At 65.0% G+C, this 16,032-nt stretch carries 14 protein-coding genes, 1 tRNA gene and 2 pseudogenes; 14 read left to right on the top strand and 3 right to left on the bottom strand.

The genetic code is table 11. The features are described from left to right. On the bottom strand, window positions 1-482 hold a 482-nt coding region (locus A985_RS0103255), incomplete at its 3' end, for a DNA-processing protein DprA (protein ID WP_017231991.1). A gap of 237 nt (window positions 483-719) precedes the next feature. Between A985_RS0103255 and def the strand changes: the two genes are divergently transcribed. The 14 genes and pseudogenes from def (at window position 720) to A985_RS23990 (ending at window position 14,666) form a co-directional block, all read left to right on the top strand. Beyond that, entirely contained in the window at window positions 720-1,223 is a 504-nt protein-coding gene (gene def, locus A985_RS0103250) for a peptide deformylase (RefSeq protein ID WP_026131609.1), read from the top strand. 146 nt (window positions 1,224-1,369) lie between these two features. Further along, entirely contained in the window at window positions 1,370-3,118 is a 1,749-nt protein-coding gene (locus A985_RS24000) for a glycosyltransferase family 39 protein (protein ID WP_017231989.1), read from the top strand. Window positions 3,119-3,147: 29 nt separating this feature from the next. Continuing rightward, the gene (gene fmt, locus A985_RS0103240; protein ID WP_017231988.1) at window positions 3,148-4,131 is read left to right on the top strand and encodes a methionyl-tRNA formyltransferase; all 984 of its coding nucleotides are present in this window, start codon (window positions 3,148-3,150) and stop codon (window positions 4,129-4,131) included. Window positions 4,132-4,342: 211 nt separating this feature from the next. Then, complete coding sequence (htpX, locus tag A985_RS0103235) at window positions 4,343-5,203, top strand: zinc metalloprotease HtpX (RefSeq protein WP_017231986.1); 861 nt, start codon at window positions 4,343-4,345, stop codon at window positions 5,201-5,203. Window positions 5,204-5,375: 172 nt separating this feature from the next. Next, on the top strand, window positions 5,376-6,689 hold the full coding sequence (rsmB, locus tag A985_RS0103230) for a 16S rRNA (cytosine(967)-C(5))-methyltransferase RsmB (protein ID WP_017231985.1): 1,314 nt from the start codon (window positions 5,376-5,378) through the stop codon (window positions 6,687-6,689). Next, window positions 6,686-7,279, top strand: a pseudogene (locus A985_RS23995) (DUF4390 domain-containing protein); the annotation flags it as partial. The gene rsmB and the pseudogene A985_RS23995, both read left to right, overlap by 4 nt. Before the next feature lie 199 nt (window positions 7,280-7,478). Beyond that, entirely contained in the window at window positions 7,479-9,770 is a 2,292-nt protein-coding gene (locus tag A985_RS0103220) for a PAS domain-containing sensor histidine kinase (protein ID WP_083902179.1), read from the top strand. After that, on the top strand, window positions 9,771-10,511 hold the full coding sequence (locus A985_RS0103215; RefSeq protein ID WP_017231982.1) for a response regulator: 741 nt from the start codon (window positions 9,771-9,773) through the stop codon (window positions 10,509-10,511). Window positions 10,512-10,616: 105 nt separating this feature from the next. Continuing rightward, window positions 10,617-10,692 (top strand) — tRNA-Phe (locus A985_RS0103210). A 210-nt stretch (window positions 10,693-10,902) separates the two neighbouring features. Next, window positions 10,903-11,640, top strand: a complete 738-nt coding sequence (gene queC, locus A985_RS0103205; protein ID WP_017231981.1) for a 7-cyano-7-deazaguanine synthase QueC — start codon at window positions 10,903-10,905, stop codon at window positions 11,638-11,640. A gap of 22 nt (window positions 11,641-11,662) precedes the next feature. Further along, entirely contained in the window at window positions 11,663-12,298 is a 636-nt protein-coding gene (gene queE / locus A985_RS0103200) for a 7-carboxy-7-deazaguanine synthase (RefSeq protein ID WP_017231980.1), read from the top strand. A 9-nt stretch (window positions 12,299-12,307) separates the two neighbouring features. Further along, window positions 12,308-12,751, top strand: a complete 444-nt coding sequence (gene queD, locus A985_RS0103195; protein ID WP_017231979.1) for a 6-carboxytetrahydropterin synthase QueD — start codon at window positions 12,308-12,310, stop codon at window positions 12,749-12,751. 608 nt (window positions 12,752-13,359) lie between these two features. Continuing rightward, entirely contained in the window at window positions 13,360-13,782 is a 423-nt protein-coding gene (locus A985_RS0103185; RefSeq protein ID WP_017231977.1) for a DsrE family protein, read from the top strand. Window positions 13,783-13,952: 170 nt separating this feature from the next. Beyond that, window positions 13,953-14,666: a tetratricopeptide repeat protein gene (locus A985_RS23990; protein WP_157211336.1), complete on the top strand. Its 714-nt coding sequence runs from the start codon at window positions 13,953-13,955 to the stop codon at window positions 14,664-14,666. Here A985_RS23990 and rodA read toward each other — a convergent pair. Both rodA and A985_RS23985 read right to left on the bottom strand, forming a co-directional pair. Beyond that, window positions 14,663-15,811: a rod shape-determining protein RodA gene (rodA, locus tag A985_RS0103175; RefSeq protein WP_017231975.1), complete on the bottom strand. Its 1,149-nt coding sequence runs from the start codon at window positions 15,809-15,811 to the stop codon at window positions 14,663-14,665. The genes A985_RS23990 and rodA overlap by 4 nt on opposite strands. Further along, window positions 15,811-16,032, bottom strand: a pseudogene (locus tag A985_RS23985) (DUF2242 domain-containing protein); the annotation flags it as partial. The pseudogene A985_RS23985 and the gene rodA, both read right to left, overlap by 1 nt.

The raw sequence follows: 16,032 nt of genomic DNA, 5'->3' as shown, positions 1-16,032 counted from the left end.
CGGGCGAAGTGTCGCGCGTTGTCGCGTCCCTGCGGCGTGGCGCGGCGGCTGCCGACAAGCGCCGCCGCAATGGCCCCGGCGCGGTTTGGCAGACCGGCATCGCCGCGGCAATACAGGATTGGGGGGGCGTCGCCAAGCGTCAGCAGCTCACGCGGGTAGGCCGGCTCGGACAACGTGACGACCGCACACCCGGGACGACTGGCCCAGTCGACGGTACCGGCGATCTGTGCCGTCAACTCGGCGGACATCGGCGCGAGCAGCCTGTCCACGAGCGTGTCCGGCAGCACGCCAGCGAGCCTGGCGCGCGACGCCCGGAAGATCGCTTCAGGCACCCCGAATGCCCTCAGCAGACGCCGTACCGCAGCCGGGGGTACCCCGGGCGTGTGGCACAGCCGCAGCCAGTCCTTGATTTCCGCGCGGTCGGCCCCGATATGAGGGCTATCGTGCGTGGCGTCGGTGTGAAGGGCGCTTTCGCGGGACATGACGTCAGAACGGGCCTCGGGACAGGGCTCGGCGCAAGAGGCTCGGGCGGGTCGCGCGTGGCCCGCCGTCAGCGTCGAGAGGGGCGCTATGCTAAAATTTTTCATCATCCGGTAAGCATTGACCGGGGGGCCAAGGCGGATATCCCCTGCGGCGCGAGCATCGCGACGCAGCTGCCATCGCAGGATTGTGCGTTCACGGCCACTCGCAGGGCAATGCGGCGAATTCCCGTTTTCATCATGGCATTACTGACAATTCTTCAATATCCCGATCCGCGTCTGCACAAGGTGGCCAAGCCGGTTGCCAAGGTCGACGATCGGATCCGCAAGCTCGTCAAGGACATGGCCGAGACCATGTACGACGCCCCCGGCATTGGCCTCGCGGCCACGCAGATCGACGTGCACGAGCAAGTCATCGTGATGGATCTCTCGGAAACGCGCGACGAATTGCGCGTGTTCATCAATCCCGAGATCGTCTGGCGCAGCGACGAACAGAAGGTTTATGAAGAGGGCTGCCTCTCGGTGCCCGGCATCTATGACGAAGTCGAGCGCGCCGACCGCGTGCGCGTGCGCGCCCTGAACGAGCAGGGTGAGGCGTTCGAACTGGACGCCGACGGCCTGCTCGCCGTGTGCATCCAGCACGAGATGGATCACCTCAAGGGCCGCGTGTTCGTCGAGTATCTCTCGCCGCTCAAGCGCAACCGCATCAAGCAAAAGATGAAAAAACAGGTCGAACGCGCCTGAACCACTCCGGCGGCGCCCAGCGTGGGCGCGGCCGGTAAAGTCCTCTATACTTGCAGCGCTCGCGGACGCGTGTGTCCGCTTTCTGCCGCTGCGACGGGGCGTCATCGAACGTCTGCCGTCGGGCCAACTCCCGACTGTTTGCCGAGATGTCCATCGCCATCGCTTCGTCGTCCTCCCGCACCCGCACGATCTACTGGCTGAGCGCCGCGCTCCTGTTTGCCTTCCTGCTGGCGGGCCTGTTCGACCGCGACCCCTGGAAAGCCGACGAGCCGTATTCCGTCGGCATGGTGCTCAACTTCTTTCGCGGCCACGATCTGGTCGTGCCGCACGTGGCCGCCGATCCGTTCGTGGAGAAGCCCCCCGTGATGTACTGGACGGGCGCGTTCTTCGCTCGGCTGGCGTCCGGTGTGCTGCCGGTCTTCGATGCGGCCCAGCTCGCGGTGCTCGCCTGGCTGGTCATTGCGGTGATCTGTGTCGGCCGGCTGGCGCAACGCCTCTACGGCCCTGCGGATACGCAAAATACGGACACATTCAACTGGCTCGCGCCCATGCTCATGGTCGGCAGCTTCGGGGCCATCGAGAACATTCACAAACTGACGGCGGATGTGCCGCAACTTGCAGGCGCCGCGCTCGCGCTGGCGGCGCTGGCCCGCTTGGCCAAAGCCGAGAACTCGTCGCGCTTGTGGGGACTCCTGTTCGGCACGGGCGCCGGTATTGCCTTTCTGAGCAAGGGCCTGCTGGTGCCCGGTGTGCTGGGTCTCACCGCACTGGTCGTGCTCGCCGTGCCGGCGTATCGTACGCGCCGCTATGCGGGGGCGCTCGGCTGGGCGGTGCTGGCGTCGCTGCCGTGGCTGGTGATCTGGCCTGCGTTGTTCTGGCATGCCTCGGAGCCACTTTTCATTGAGTGGTTCTGGGATAACAACTTCGGTCGGTTCTTCGGCTTTGTCCATCTCGGCGGAGAACGCACGACCTATGGCAGCGATCTCGCGAGCCTGATCGGGCTGACCTTTCCGGCGGGCTGGCTCGCGCTGGGCGCGCTGATCGCGCAACTGCGACAGGGCGGCGGGTTACGGCGTTACGTGATCGATTTTCCGGAGCAGGCCATGCTCTGGCTGTACGCCGGCTTGTTCGTGGCGACGCTCGTCGCGTCGTCGGCCATTCGCGACATCTATATGTTGCCGCTCTTTCCGGCTATCGCGGTGCTGGGTGCGAACGCACGCTTGCCAACGTGGCTCGAGAAGGCGTGGTCGGGCGTGGCGCTCGTGCTCATGAGTGCGCTGGGACTGTTCCTCTGGGTGCGTTGGGGGCTGCAACTGACCGGGAACGGGCACGTCGCCGCGGGCCCGATCGGCAAGTGGCTGCCCCTCGATTACGTGCTGCCGTTCTCGCCGGGGCTGGTGCTCGCGGCGGTTGTCGTCGCCGCGTTGTGGGTGAGTGCCATCGTGCACCGCCGTCAGCTCGGTGCCCTGGTCTTCGGTTTCGCCGGGCTGATGTTCGTCTGGGGAACGCTTTCCACGCTGTTGCTGCCCTGGATCAACGAGGCTCGCAGCTACCGCACGCCGTTCGAGGGACTGCGTGAGTCGCTTGCCCATGCGGCGCCACATGGCACGCCATTGGCGACCCGATGCGTCGGGTCGTTCAACGTCGGCGAGTCGGAGCGCGCCATGCTCGACTATTTCATCGACGTGCGTCCGGTACAGCTTCCGGATCTGGCGGATGCGTCGCGCTGCGACGTGCTGCTGGTGCTCGACAAGGCCAACGCGCGCATCCCCGCGCCGGACGGCTGGCGAGAGATCTGGCGGGGCGGCCGTGCAGGCGATACCAACGAGCGCTTCCGCGCCTTCGTGGCGCCTTCGACTGCGGTGGCCGCGTCCGCCGCCGGCACCGTCAAATAAGTTATCGCGTTAGCCCAAGGAAGTTCGTCATGACGCTTCGCATCGTCTTCGCCGGTACGCCGGAATTCGCACAAACCGCGCTTGCCGCCATCGACGCCGCTGACTTCCCTGTCGAGTTGGTGCTCACTCAGCCGGATCGTCCGGCCGGTCGCGGCATGAAGCTGCACGCCAGTCCGGTCAAACGATACGCCCAGACGCATGGCATGCCGGTGTCGCAGCCGTCGTCGCTGCGCCGTAACGGCAAGTTTCCGGAGGAAGCCGCGGCCGCCATCGAACAACTGCGCGCGCTGGCACCCGATGTCATGGTCGTGGCCGCTTACGGCCTGATCCTGCCGCAGGAAGTGCTCGATCTGCCTCGATACGGGTGCCTGAACATCCATGGCTCGTTGTTGCCGCGCTGGCGCGGTGCGGCGCCGATCCATCGTGCCATCGAGGCGGGCGACGCCGAGACCGGCATCACTATCATGCAGATGGACGCCGGCCTCGACACCGGCGCGATGATTCTGCGCGAGGCCGAGCCCATCCGCCCGGACGACACCACGGCGACGCTGCACGACCGCATGGCGGCGCTTGGCGGCAAGTTGATCGTCGACGCCTTGCGTCAGCTCGCGCGCGACGGGCATCTGCCGAGTGTTGCCCAGCCCGACGCCGGGGTGACCTACGCGGAAAAGATCGCCAAGCAGGAAGCGGTGCTCGATTGGCGCAAACCCGCCGAGGGACTGGCGCGCCAGGTCCGGGCGTTCGATCCTTTCCCGGGGGCGCTCGGCACAGTGCACGACACCCCCGTCAAGCTGTGGCGCGCGTGCGCCGTGGCGGGCAAGCCGGGGGCTGCCCCCGGCACCGTTCTCGACGTGAGCGCCGACGCGATCGTCGTCGCATGCGGGGCGGGCGCGCTTCATGTGACCGAGTGCCAGAAGCCGGGCGGCAAACGTCTGCCGGTACGTGAATTCCTTGCGGGGTTCGCACTGGCGCCCGGCGATGTTTTCGCGGCAGGCCACCCGCCGGCGAAGTAATATCGACCGAATCGACCGTTCTGTTCATTGAAACCGTACGGAAAAATCGTAAAACGTCACGGAATTGGCGGGAAATTCCAGCGAACGTCTGAAAAGTATCGATGCGAACGCCGCTGCCGTTGAATTTTTGACGACCGGCACCATCTAACGCCCGAGGACACGCAAAGTGCGTGGTTTCCTCGGGTCATCAAGATTTGCAGAGGAGAACACCATGTTCAATTGGATGAAGACCACCCTGCTGATGGCGGCCATCACCGCGTTGTTCATGGTGGTGGGCGGCATGATCGGCGGCAGGCAGGGCATGATGCTCGCGCTGGCGTTCGCGCTGGCGATGAATTTCTTTTCCTACTGGTTCTCGGACAAGATGGTGCTGCGCATGTACAACGCGCAGCAAGTCGACGAGACGAGCGCACCGCAGTTTTACAACATGGTGCGCGAGTTGTCGCAGCGTGCCGGGCTGCCGATGCCGAAGGTCTACCTGATCAACGAGGACGCGCCCAACGCGTTCGCGACCGGGCGCAATCCCGAGAACGCGGCCGTGGCTGCCACGACCGGCATTTTGCGTGTGCTCTCCGATCGAGAGCTGCGCGGCGTGATGGCGCATGAGCTGGCGCACGTGAAACATCGCGACATTCTCATTTCGACGATTTCCGCCACGATGGCCGGTGCGATTTCCGCGCTCGCCAACTTCGCCATGTTCTTCGGTGGGCGCGACGAGAACGGCCGCCCCTCCAATCCGATCGCGAGCATTGCCGTGGCGATCCTCGCGCCGTTGGCCGCCTCGCTGATCCAGATGGCGATTTCGCGCGCGCGTGAATTCGAGGCGGACCGCGGCGGCGCGGAAATCTCCGGCGACCCGCAGTCGCTGGCGATGGCGCTCGACAAGATTCATCGTTATGCGCAGGGTATTCCGTTCGAGGCGGCCGAGCAGCATCCGGCCACGGCGCAGATGATGATCATGAACCCGCTGTCCGGCGGCGCGATCGCGAATTTGTTCTCGACACACCCGGCGACCGAGGAGCGCGTCGCCCGACTGATGGAGATGGCGCGCACCGGGCAGTATCCGGCCTGATCGCGCGCCGCATGCACGAAAGTGAGGCCTGAGCTCGCCGGCCATGGCCTCGCCCGCCGGCGCGGGCGTCACCGTCCGGCGCGCATCACCAGTCTGCTATTCTGTGGCCCGACAGCCGTCCGATATCTCCCATGCCCGCCGTCGCGCGGGCATGTTCGTTTGTAGAAAGCCCATGCCGCAATCGAGTCTGCCCACCGAATCCCTGGCCTATGCGCTGCAGCGCGCCGCGCAGGCCCTCGAATCCGTCCAGAAGGGCACCGCATTGCCGCAAGCGCTGGCCCAGGCCACCACGCAATGCGCACCGACCGTGCGGGCCGCCGCACAAGATCTCGCTTACCGCGCCGTGCGCCGGCTGGGCAGCAGCCGCGCGTTGCTCGCCTTGCTCGTCAAGCCCGCACTGCAAGCGCGCGTGCGCGACATCCTGCTGTGCGCATTGGCGTTGCTGCAAGACGCCGCCGAGGATGCTGCGTACACCGAATTTACGGTCGTCGACCAGGCCGTGGAGGCGATTGCCGTGCAGCGTCGCACCGTCGCCGCGAAGGGGTTGGCCAACGCTGTGCTGCGTCGCTTCCTGCGCGAGCGCGAGCGCCTGATGGCCGAGATCGCGAAGCAGCCCGAAGCCCGCTGGAACTACCCCGCGTGGTGGATCGACACCGTGCGCGCAGGCTATCCCGATCAATGGGAGACGTTGCTTGCCGCCGGCGACAGCCGCGGGCCGATGACGCTGCGCGTGAACACACGTCGCGTCAGTGTGGCCGCCATGCAGGCAAGTCTGGCGGCGGCGGGCATGGACGCCGAGATCATCGGTCCGGTCGCGTTGCGGCTCGCGCAAGCCGTGCCGGTGGACCGTCTGCCCGGTTTTGCCGACGGATGGGTGTCGGTGCAGGACGCCGGGGCACAACTGGCCGCGCCGCTCGTGCTGGGCGAGTCACCGCGTGCCGGCATGAGGGTGCTGGACGCGTGCGCCGCCCCCGGCGGCAAGACCGGCCATTTGCTGGAAATGGCCGACGTGCAAGTCACGGCGCTCGAGTCGGATCGCCTGCGCGTGCCGCGCATCTACGAAAACCTCGAGCGCCTGGGACTCAGTGCGGACGTGCGGATCGGCGACGCCGGCACACCGTCGAAGTGGTCTGGCGGCGGCTGGGACGGCATGCCGTTCGATCGCATTCTGGCGGACGTGCCGTGTTCGGCGTCCGGCATCGTGCGGCGTCATCCGGATATTCGCTGGCTGCGTCGCCGGGCCGACATTGCGGCCCTGGTCGAAGAGCAGCGGCGCATTTTGCTGGCGCTCTGGGACACGTTGGCCGTGGGCGGCGAGTTGATCTATGCGACGTGCTCGATCTTCCCGGCGGAAAATGAGCAGCAAGCGCAATGGTTTGAACGTATTCGCACAGATGCGGTACGATTGGACGCTCCCGGGCAATTGCTGATGACCCCTGGCGGCGCCCACGACGGCTTCTATTACGCTCGCTTCCAGAAACGGTGACCTTTTCCCAACGGCTACTGGCCAGTTTGCTGCCGCTGCTGCTGTGCGTTTTTGCGCTCGGCTTCGCTGCGCCCGCGCGCGCCGAAAATGACATCCAGGTGCGCGAAGCGCGGCTCGAGCCGTCCGAGGGCGGCTGGTTGCTCGACGCGCGCTTTGCCTTTGAGCTCAACAGCAGCCTGGAGGACGCGGTCAATCGCGGCATCTCGCTCTATTTCACAACCGACTTCGAACTCACTCGCTCTCGCTGGTACTGGTTCGACGAGAAGGTCGTGACCACGTCGCAGAGCGTGCGGTTGTGGTTCCAGCCGCTCACGCGTCAGTATCGCGTCTCCAGCAATAGTGGGAACAGCAGCAACAGCGGATTGCAGCTTGGCTTCGGCTCGTTGCGCGAGGCGCTCGCGCTCGTGCGCAATGTGAGCGGTTGGCGCGTCATCGAGAAGGGCGTCGTCAAACCTGGCACGCAATATCAGGCCTCGGTACGCATGCGGCTCGACAATGCGCTGATGCCCAAGCCGTTCCAGATCGACGCGGTCAACAATCGCGACTGGAATCTCAGCTCCGACTGGGCGCGCTTCATGTTCTCGCCCGCGCCACCGTCGGCGGCGGCCAGCGCTCCGGCGCTCCCGGTCGTAGCGACGAGCACGCCGCTCGACCCCGTGAATCATGCGTTCCGTCTGAGGGGCCATTTGCCACTTGCCTTCAGCGCGGCGCTGCCGCCCGGAGTCGCCCGTGTCAAGTAACGGCGGCGGCCTGCTCAAGCGCATCGTCATTCGCACGCTGATCGTCACGATGGCGCTCGTGGCCATCGGGCTGTTCGGCCTGCTTGCGCTGGCATCGGCCAATACCGAATTCTTCGATCGCTACTATTCGCTGCTCTACACGGCGAACATCGCGGTGGCGATCATCTTCGTCTTCATCGTCGGTGCGCTCGTCTGGATCATTCTTGCGCGGCTGCGCGAGCGACGCTTCGGCACGCGACTTCTCGCCAAGCTGGCCATCTTCTTCGCGCTGGTGGGGGTGCTGCCGGGCGGCATCATCTATCTGGTGTCGCTGCAGTTCGTCTCGCGCAGCATCGAGTCGTGGTTCGACGTGCGCGTCGAGACGGCGCTCGACTCCGGACTCGAACTCGGACGCGCCATCCTCAACAACGGTCTGTCGGACCTCAGCGCCAAGGCGCAACTCGTGGCCGACAACCTTGCGTCGAGCGGCGACAAGGGGGGAACGCTCGCGCTGCTGCGCATGCGTGACCAGTTCGGCCTGCAAGACGCGACCATCGTCGACGGCAATGGGCGTGTGCTCGCGTCGGCGTCTGGCAGCTTCAATGCGCTGGTGCCGGATCTGCCGACGCCGCTCATGCTGCGTCAGGCGCGCACGCAGTCGCGCGGCTATACGGCCATCGAAGGCGGCAGCGAGGGCTACGACAAGCATCAGGCACGAGATCAATTGCGCTGGCGCGTGGTGATCCGCATTCCTTCCGGGTACACGTCGTCATTGCAAGACGAAGAGCGTTTCCTGCAAGTCACGCAACTGGTGCCGGCCAATCTTGCGCAGAACGCCGAGGCGGTGCAGAGCGCCTATCGCGAATATCAGGAAAAGGCGCTGGGCCGCACGGGCCTGCGAAAGATGTATATCGGCACGCTGACGCTGTCGCTGTTCCTCGCCACGTTCGTGGCGATGATGCTCGCGCTGGCACTCGGCAACCAGCTCGCGCGGCCGCTTTTCTTGCTGGCACGCGGCACGCAGGAAGTCGCGGCAGGCGATTTGTCGCCGAAAGGGGAAATGCGCACCAACGACGAACTGGGCTTCCTGACGCAGGCGTTCAATGCCATGACGCGTCAGTTGTCCGACGCGCGCGCCACGGTCGAGCGCAATCGGCTGGCGCTTGAAAGTTCGAAGGCGCACTTGGAGAGTATTCTGTCGAGCCTCACGGCCGGCGTGTTCGTCTTCGACCGCGACTTCCGCCTGACGACGGCCAATGCCGGCGCCGAACGCATCTTCAAGCAGAGCTTGCAGGGTGAGCTGAACCGCTCGCCCGCGCATATTCCGGCGTTGGTGGAGTTTGGTGAGACGCTGCGTCGCGCGTTCGCCGATCGCGATGCGAACGCCGATCTCGGCCCGGGCGGGCACTGGCAGCAGCAGATCGGTCTGACGCTGCCGGGCGAGACCGATGCCGTGACGCTGCTCGTGCGCGGTTCGCATTTGCCGGAGCCGATGGTCGCGGTGGCGGGCGTGCCGACACGTGCGGGCGGCGGCTACGTCGTGGTGTTCGACGATATCAGCGATGTGATTTCGGCACAGCGTTCGGTCGCGTGGGCCGAGGTGGCGCGGCGTCTGGCACACGAGATCAAGAATCCGCTCACACCGATCCAGCTCTCCGCCGAGCGGCTGCAAATGAAATTGTCCGACAAGCTGCCGCCGGCCGATGCCGAGGTGCTGCGCCGGGGCGCGACGACCATCGTCAACCAGGTGGCGGCCATGAAGCGCATGGTCGACGATTTCCGCGACTACGCGCGACTGCCGCCAGCGATCATGCATTCGCTGCAACTCAACGAGTTGATCGGCGAGGTGCTGACGTTATACGGGGTGGATGAAGGGCGCGGCGCGATTCGTCCGAATCTGGATGCGGACCTGCCGGAGATACGCGGCGACTCGACGCAATTGCGTCAGGTTATTCATAATCTGCTGCAGAATGCTCAAGATGCCGTCAGCGCAACCGAAAAGCCTCTTATCACGGTGGAAACGAAGACAGTAGAATACGCAGGAACGGACATGCAGCCCGGCGAACCGAAACGCACGGCAGTGCGCTTGACGATCACGGACAACGGGCCGGGCTTCCCGGCGCGCATTCTGACCCGCGCATTCGAGCCCTACGTGACCACGAAGTCGAAGGGCACCGGACTCGGACTCGCGATGGTCAAGAAGATCATCGACGCGCATCAGGCGCGCATCGACATTCGCAACCGGCCATTACCCGAGGGCGAAGGCAGTGCAGGCGCACAGATTTCGATCTTGTTTACTCAATTGGCTGACGACCAGGAACTGTCGCGCAACAAGCCGGCAGAACACACGAAGGTAGCGTAAATGGCAACCATTTTGGTGGTGGATGACGAAATGGGGATCCGGGAGCTGCTCTCCGAGATTCTGAGCGACGAGGGGCATGTCGTGGAGGTCGCGGAGAACGCGCAGGAAGCGCGGGCCTTTCGCGCCGCGCACACGCCCGATCTCGTGCTGCTCGATATCTGGATGCCCGATACCGACGGCGTAACCTTGCTCAAGGAATGGGCGGCGCAGCAGTTGTTGACGATGCCCGTGATCATGATGTCGGGCCACGCCACGATCGATACCGCCGTCGAGGCGACCAAGATCGGTGCCCTCAATTTCCTCGAAAAGCCCATTGCCCTGCAGAAGCTGTTGCAGGCGGTGGAGCAGGGGCTCGCGCGCGGCAAACGCGAACTGTCTGGCGGCGTGCCCAGCGCATTCGCCGCCGATGACGACGCGCCTGACGCGGGCGTCTTCGGCGAGAGCGAACCGCGCCACGTGGGCGGGGGCCTGAACGGCTCGGCGGTGCATCACGCGCCGCTCGGCGCGCACGATCTCGATGGCGGCGTCGCGGGGGCGGTGGTGGGCATGTCGGGCGACATCTCGTTCGACGTTCCGCTGCGCGAGGCGCGCGATGCGTTCGAGCGTGCCTACTTCGCCTACCATCTGGCCAAGGAGCACGGCAGCATGACGCGCGTGGCCGAGAAAACGGGCCTGGAGCGCACGCACCTGTATCGCAAGCTCAAGCAACTGGGCGTGGAGCTCTCGAAGAGCAAGACATGACGGAGGTGCGGCGCGCCCGAGCGCGCTGCGACGCCGCTTTCCAGCGGATTTTTTCAACGAAGGGCTTGCGCGAAGCGTCGGCAGTCTCTATAATCGCTTTCTCTTGGCCCGGTAGCTCAGTTGGTAGAGCAGCGGATTGAAAATCCGCGTGTCGTTGGTTCGATTCCGACCCAGGCCACCAAATTCGAAGGGCTTGCGTACATCGCAAGCCCTTTTTGCGTTTGAACGAAAACGCTGCCCGATGATGGGTATCACGCCCTGACGATAGCCATGCCGGGCGTCGCGGTTCACAATCGCGTGACCTATCCCGCACGCGGGCTGCCCGAGGGGCGGCCGCAAGCGCGTGCCCCGGCCCCCGTCGCCCTGACGGCGAGGGCGATACTGCTAGCGCATGATCATGACGACAAGCACTGATTCCGCTCTGGTCCTGTTCTCCGGTGGACAGGATTCGACCACCTGCCTCGCGTGGGCACTGTCGCGCTATGCGCGCGTCGAAACGCTGGGCTTCGATTACGGCCAGCGCCACCGGGTGGAACTGGAATGCCGCACCGACGTGCTGGCCAAGCTGCGCGCGCGGTTTGCGCAGTGGGCGCCGCGCCTCGGCGACGATCACATGATCGACCTGTCGATCCTGGGCCAGATCAGCGAGACGTCGCTGACGCGCGAGACCACGATCGCAATGGCGGCAAACCATCTGCCGAACACCTTCGTGCCGGGCCGGAATCTGCTGTTCCTGACGATTGGTGCGACCATTGCGTATCGACGCGGTTTGCGCGTGCTGGTCGGCGGCATGTGCGAGACGGATTTTTCGGGCTACCCCGATTGCCGCGACGACACCATGAAGGCGCTGCAGGTCGCGCTCAATCTGGGCATGGACCAACGTTTTATCGTCGAGACGCCGCTGATGTGGATCGACAAGGCGGACACGTGGCAGATGGCGCAGGATCTGGGCGGCGACGCGCTGGTCGAGACCGTGCGCGAAGACACGCACACGTGCTATCTGGGCGAGCGCAGCGTGCTGCATGCGTGGGGTTACGGATGCGGCGAATGTCCGGCCTGCCAGTTGCGCCAGCGCGGTTTCGAGCAGTGGCGCGCGCGCGGTCACGATCACGATCGCAGCGCGGTCTGATCCTGGGAGAATCGAGGGCAACATGACGTACGCGGTAAAGGAAATCTTCTACACCTTGCAGGGCGAGGGCGCCAACGCCGGACGTCCGGCGGTGTTCTGCCGGTTTGCGGGATGCAACCTGTGGACCGGCCGCGAAGAGGACCGCGCGGACGCCGTCTGCCAGTTCTGCGACACCGACTTCATCGGCACCGACGGCGAGAATGGCGGCAAGTACCGTACGCCGGCCGATCTCGTCGCGCAAATCGTGGCGTTGTGGCCGGCGGGCGAGCGCGCCCACCGGTTCGTCGTATGCACGGGCGGTGAGCCGCTGTTGCAGCTCGACGCGCCGCTCATCGACGCGCTGCACGCCGAGGGCTTTCGCATCGCGGTGGAGACCAACGGCACGCAAGCGATCCCCGAGGGGATCGACTGGGTGTGCGTGAGCCCGAAGGCCGATGCCGAGCTGATCGTCACGCGCGGCGATGAGCTGAAAGTTGTGGTGCCGCAAGATCGCCAACGTCTGGCTGAGTACGAAGCGCTCGATTTCCAGTACTTCTACCTCCAGCCGATGGACGGACCGCTGCGCGACACGAATACGAAGTTGGCGATCGACTATTGCAAAGCGCATCCGCGCTGGTCGTTGTCGATGCAGACGCACAAATACCTGAATATTCCCTGAGCCGTTGCCGTGATTACGATTACCCGGAAACTCGAATTCGATGCGGGCCACCGCATTCCCGACCACCGAAGCCAGTGCCGCAACCTGCACGGGCATCGCTATGTGCTCGAGATCACGCTCGCGGGCGAAGTGAGCCGCGAGAGCGGGGCCTCCGACAATGGCATGGTGATGGACTTCGCCGACGTGAAGGCCCTGGCCAATGAGCATCTCGTGTCGGTGTGGGACCACGCGTTCCTCGTTTATGAGGGCGACACGGCCGTGCGCAATTTTCTCGAGACGATGCCCGACCACAAGACGGTGGTCTTCGACCGGGTGCCGACCGTCGAGAATCTGGCGGCGGCTGCCTTCGACACGCTGAGCCACGTCTTTGACGCGCATTACGGCCGCGACTTGCGCCTGGTGCGCCTGCGTCTGTACGAGACGCCGAACTGCTGGTCGGAAGTCACGGCGTAATACGCTTCGACGCTTGCGAGATCTTCGTTGATGCTGCGTCCTCCCGTCGCTGGGGTGACGCCCACGCCGCCACGAATTCGACACTCCCGCCGGCGAATTCGACGGCGGCCAGTGGCCACCTGACCGAAAGTGCCAACCCGCCAGATCTTGAGTCTGGCGGGTTTTTTCATTTCAGGAGTTGGCATGACTAGAATTTCAGTGGGCAGCGACGTGATTGCGCAGAACGTGCAGTCCTTGGTACAGCTTGTCGCAATGCGGCGGCGAGATTCGCACGGCAATCCGCATTCCCTGGATCAGGTGGTGAATCGACCGGTGGCTGCCGTGCCCCCACGGCGGCAGCTAAGCGCATCGCCGCTCGATCACGGCGAATTGCGCGCAGATTTTGTGAGTTCGGGACCCGCAGGCCCTGCGCGGTTGCCCGTTCCGGCGCGAGAGGAGCGAGTGGTCTGTTTCGATGCCGCGACGCAGACCGACGCGGGGTGGGAGGGGCCGCCGCCGTATTCGGTGCGGGATGTGACGCCCGGCGCGCCGGGCCCGAGCGATGCCCTGGGGCGGGCCAACGCGCTATGATGCGGCTGACACCACGTAACCAATAGGAGACTCCACAAATGAAGACGCTGCTGCGCGGCTTGCTGGCCGCATTCCTGTTCGCGGCATTCGCCGTGCCTGCCACACCGGCATTCGCGCGCGACAAGGTCGTGTATCACATCAACGACGCCGAGCAACAGGCGCTGGCCGCTTTGCGCAACGTTCGCAACCAGCTCGACACGGTGCCGGATACCGACATCGTGGTCGTCGCGCACGCGAAGGGGGTCGACTTCCTGATGGAAAGCTACAAGGATGCCGCGACCGTCGGGCCGCTGATCGCGGCGTTGCATGCGCGTGGCGTCAAGTTCGAGGTGTGTGAAATCACGATGAAGCAGCGCAACCTGAAGAAGGACCAGTTTGTGCTCGACGCGGACTTCACGCCGTCCGGTGTCGTCGAACTCACGCGCTTGCAGCAGAAGGGTTACGCGTATATCAAGCCGTAAGTCGGACGTCTTGCCGCCCATCCAAGCCCTGGCCCCACGCCGGGGCTTTCACCTTGGCCGACGCGATCTCGATCGTCAACACGGCGGCGAAACCGGCGCCGGCATTCGCCCCGGCGCATCTTGCCCATTTGGCGCACAATACGTCCAAAGCCTGTCTCGGGAGATTCGCGATGTCGACGTCTTACGCCATGCGCCGGCTGCTCACCGGTCTCGCCGCCACGTTGGTGGGGGCGGCCTGCCAGCCGATTCCTTATGCGGTAGCCGCCGCGCAAGCCCCGGCCCAGGGGCTGACCGATCAGGCCGTGCAGCACTATGAGGCGGGCCAGCAGTCGCAGGCACTCGGTGAGTTTCGCCGGGCGGCCGAGCAGGGCAATCGTCTCGCCCAGTTCGACTACGCCATGATGCTTCTCAACGGCGAGGGCGGCACGCCCGATCCGAGCGGCGCCGTGCAGTGGCTCGAGCGCGCGGCGAACGCAGGCATGACCCAGGCGCAGTACGTCTACGGCAAGATGTTCGACGACGGCTATGTCGTCGGAAAATCGATTCCCCAGGCCAATCTCTGGTACGAAAAGGCGGCGAAGCAGGGCCATGTGCAGGCGCAGGCGGCCATCGCCAACGAGTATTTCATCGGGCGCGGCGTGCCCAAGGATTACAAGACAGCGTTTGGTTGGTACGAGAAAGCCGCGCGCGGTGGCGATCTGCCGTCGCAGTATATCGTGGCGAGCTACTACGAGCGGGGCTATGGCGTCGTGACGCCGGATCTCGGACGTGCGCGTCTATGGTACGAAAAGGCCGCCGCCCAGGGCGACGTGGCCGCCCAAGGCAAGCTCGATGCGATGAATCGGGGGCCCGCGCCCACCCTGTCCCCTGCGCCGGCCCGTTAGCTTTGCATCAGGCGCTTCTCGCGCGCCACGCTCATCAGAATGCCGATCCCCAGGCCGAGCGTGACCAGCGCGGTGCCGCCGTAGCTCATGAACGGAAGCGGAACGCCGACCACCGGCAGAATGCCGCTCACCATGCCCATGTTCACGAAGGCGTAGGTGAAGAAGATCATCGTGACGGACCCTGCCAACAGGCGCCCGAACAAGGTGGCGCCGGAGGCCGCGATCACCAGCCCGCGCGCGACCAGCAGCAGATACAGCACCAGCAGCACGGCTTCGCCGATCAGCCCGAACTCTTCGGCAAACACCGCGAAAATAAAGTCGGTGTGCTTCTCGGGAATGAACTCGAGGTGGGCCTGCGTTCCCTTCAGCCAGCCCTTGCCGGTTGTGCCGCCCGAGCCGATGGCAATGACCGACTGGATCGTGTGGAAGCCCTTGCCGAGCGGATCCGACGTTGGGTCCAGCAGCGTGCACACACGGTGCTTCTGGTAGTCGTGCAGGAAGTACCATTCGACCCCCGGCTGACAGATCTTGTCCTGCACGGCCAGAACGGTGCCGATGCCGATTACGACAGCGACGAGTACCGGCAGAATGAGCTTCCACGACAGTCCGGCCAGATAAATCACGTAAAGTCCGGCGGCGGCCACCAGCAGGCCGGTGCCGAGGTCAGGCTGTTTGGCGATCAGCCCCACGGGCAAGCCGAGCAACACCATGGCGACCAGATAGTCGAACCAGCGAATATTGCCTTCGCGCTTCTGGAAGTACCACGCCAGCATCAGCGGCATGGCGATCTTCATGATCTCGGACGGCTGGATCACCATCCCCACGTTCAGCCAGCGCTTCGCCCCTTTCTTCGTCAGCCCGAACATCGCGACCGCAATGAGCAGTGCTACGCCGGCCGTATAGAGCGGCACCGCGAACTTCATCAGTGTCTGCGTGGGCAGCATCGCCAGCAGCCACATCAGAATGAACGTCAGCACGATGTTGCGCACCTGGTCTTCGACGCGCCCGGGCACATCGATGCTGGCGCTATAGAGCGTGACCAGTCCCACGCACAACAGCAGGAAGACGATCAGCGCCAGGGGCCTGTCGAAACCGACGAACAGGCGTTTCACCTGCTGCTTCCACGTATGTTTGTCGAGCGCCATCATGGCGTTCCTCCTTGCGCGCGAATGGCCGCGCGATGGCGAGCTTCGTCGGCGACGGTCGGACTCACGGCCGGCTGACGATGCGGCGCCGGGGCGGGCTTGGGTGCACCGGCAGCGGAAGCCTTGCCGTCGGCGGTACCCGATACGCTCGCCGTCGCGTTGGATGCGACCGGGGCGACGCGTGCCACGGTCGTGCGCCCGCTCAGTTCGGCAGCGCTGGC

Source organism: Pandoraea sp. B-6 (assembly GCF_000282835.1).
Taxonomy (GTDB): domain Bacteria; phylum Pseudomonadota; class Gammaproteobacteria; order Burkholderiales; family Burkholderiaceae; genus Pandoraea; species Pandoraea cepalis.
Note: the sequence above shows the minus strand (reverse complement) of the source record. Positions and strands in the feature narration are given on the sequence as shown.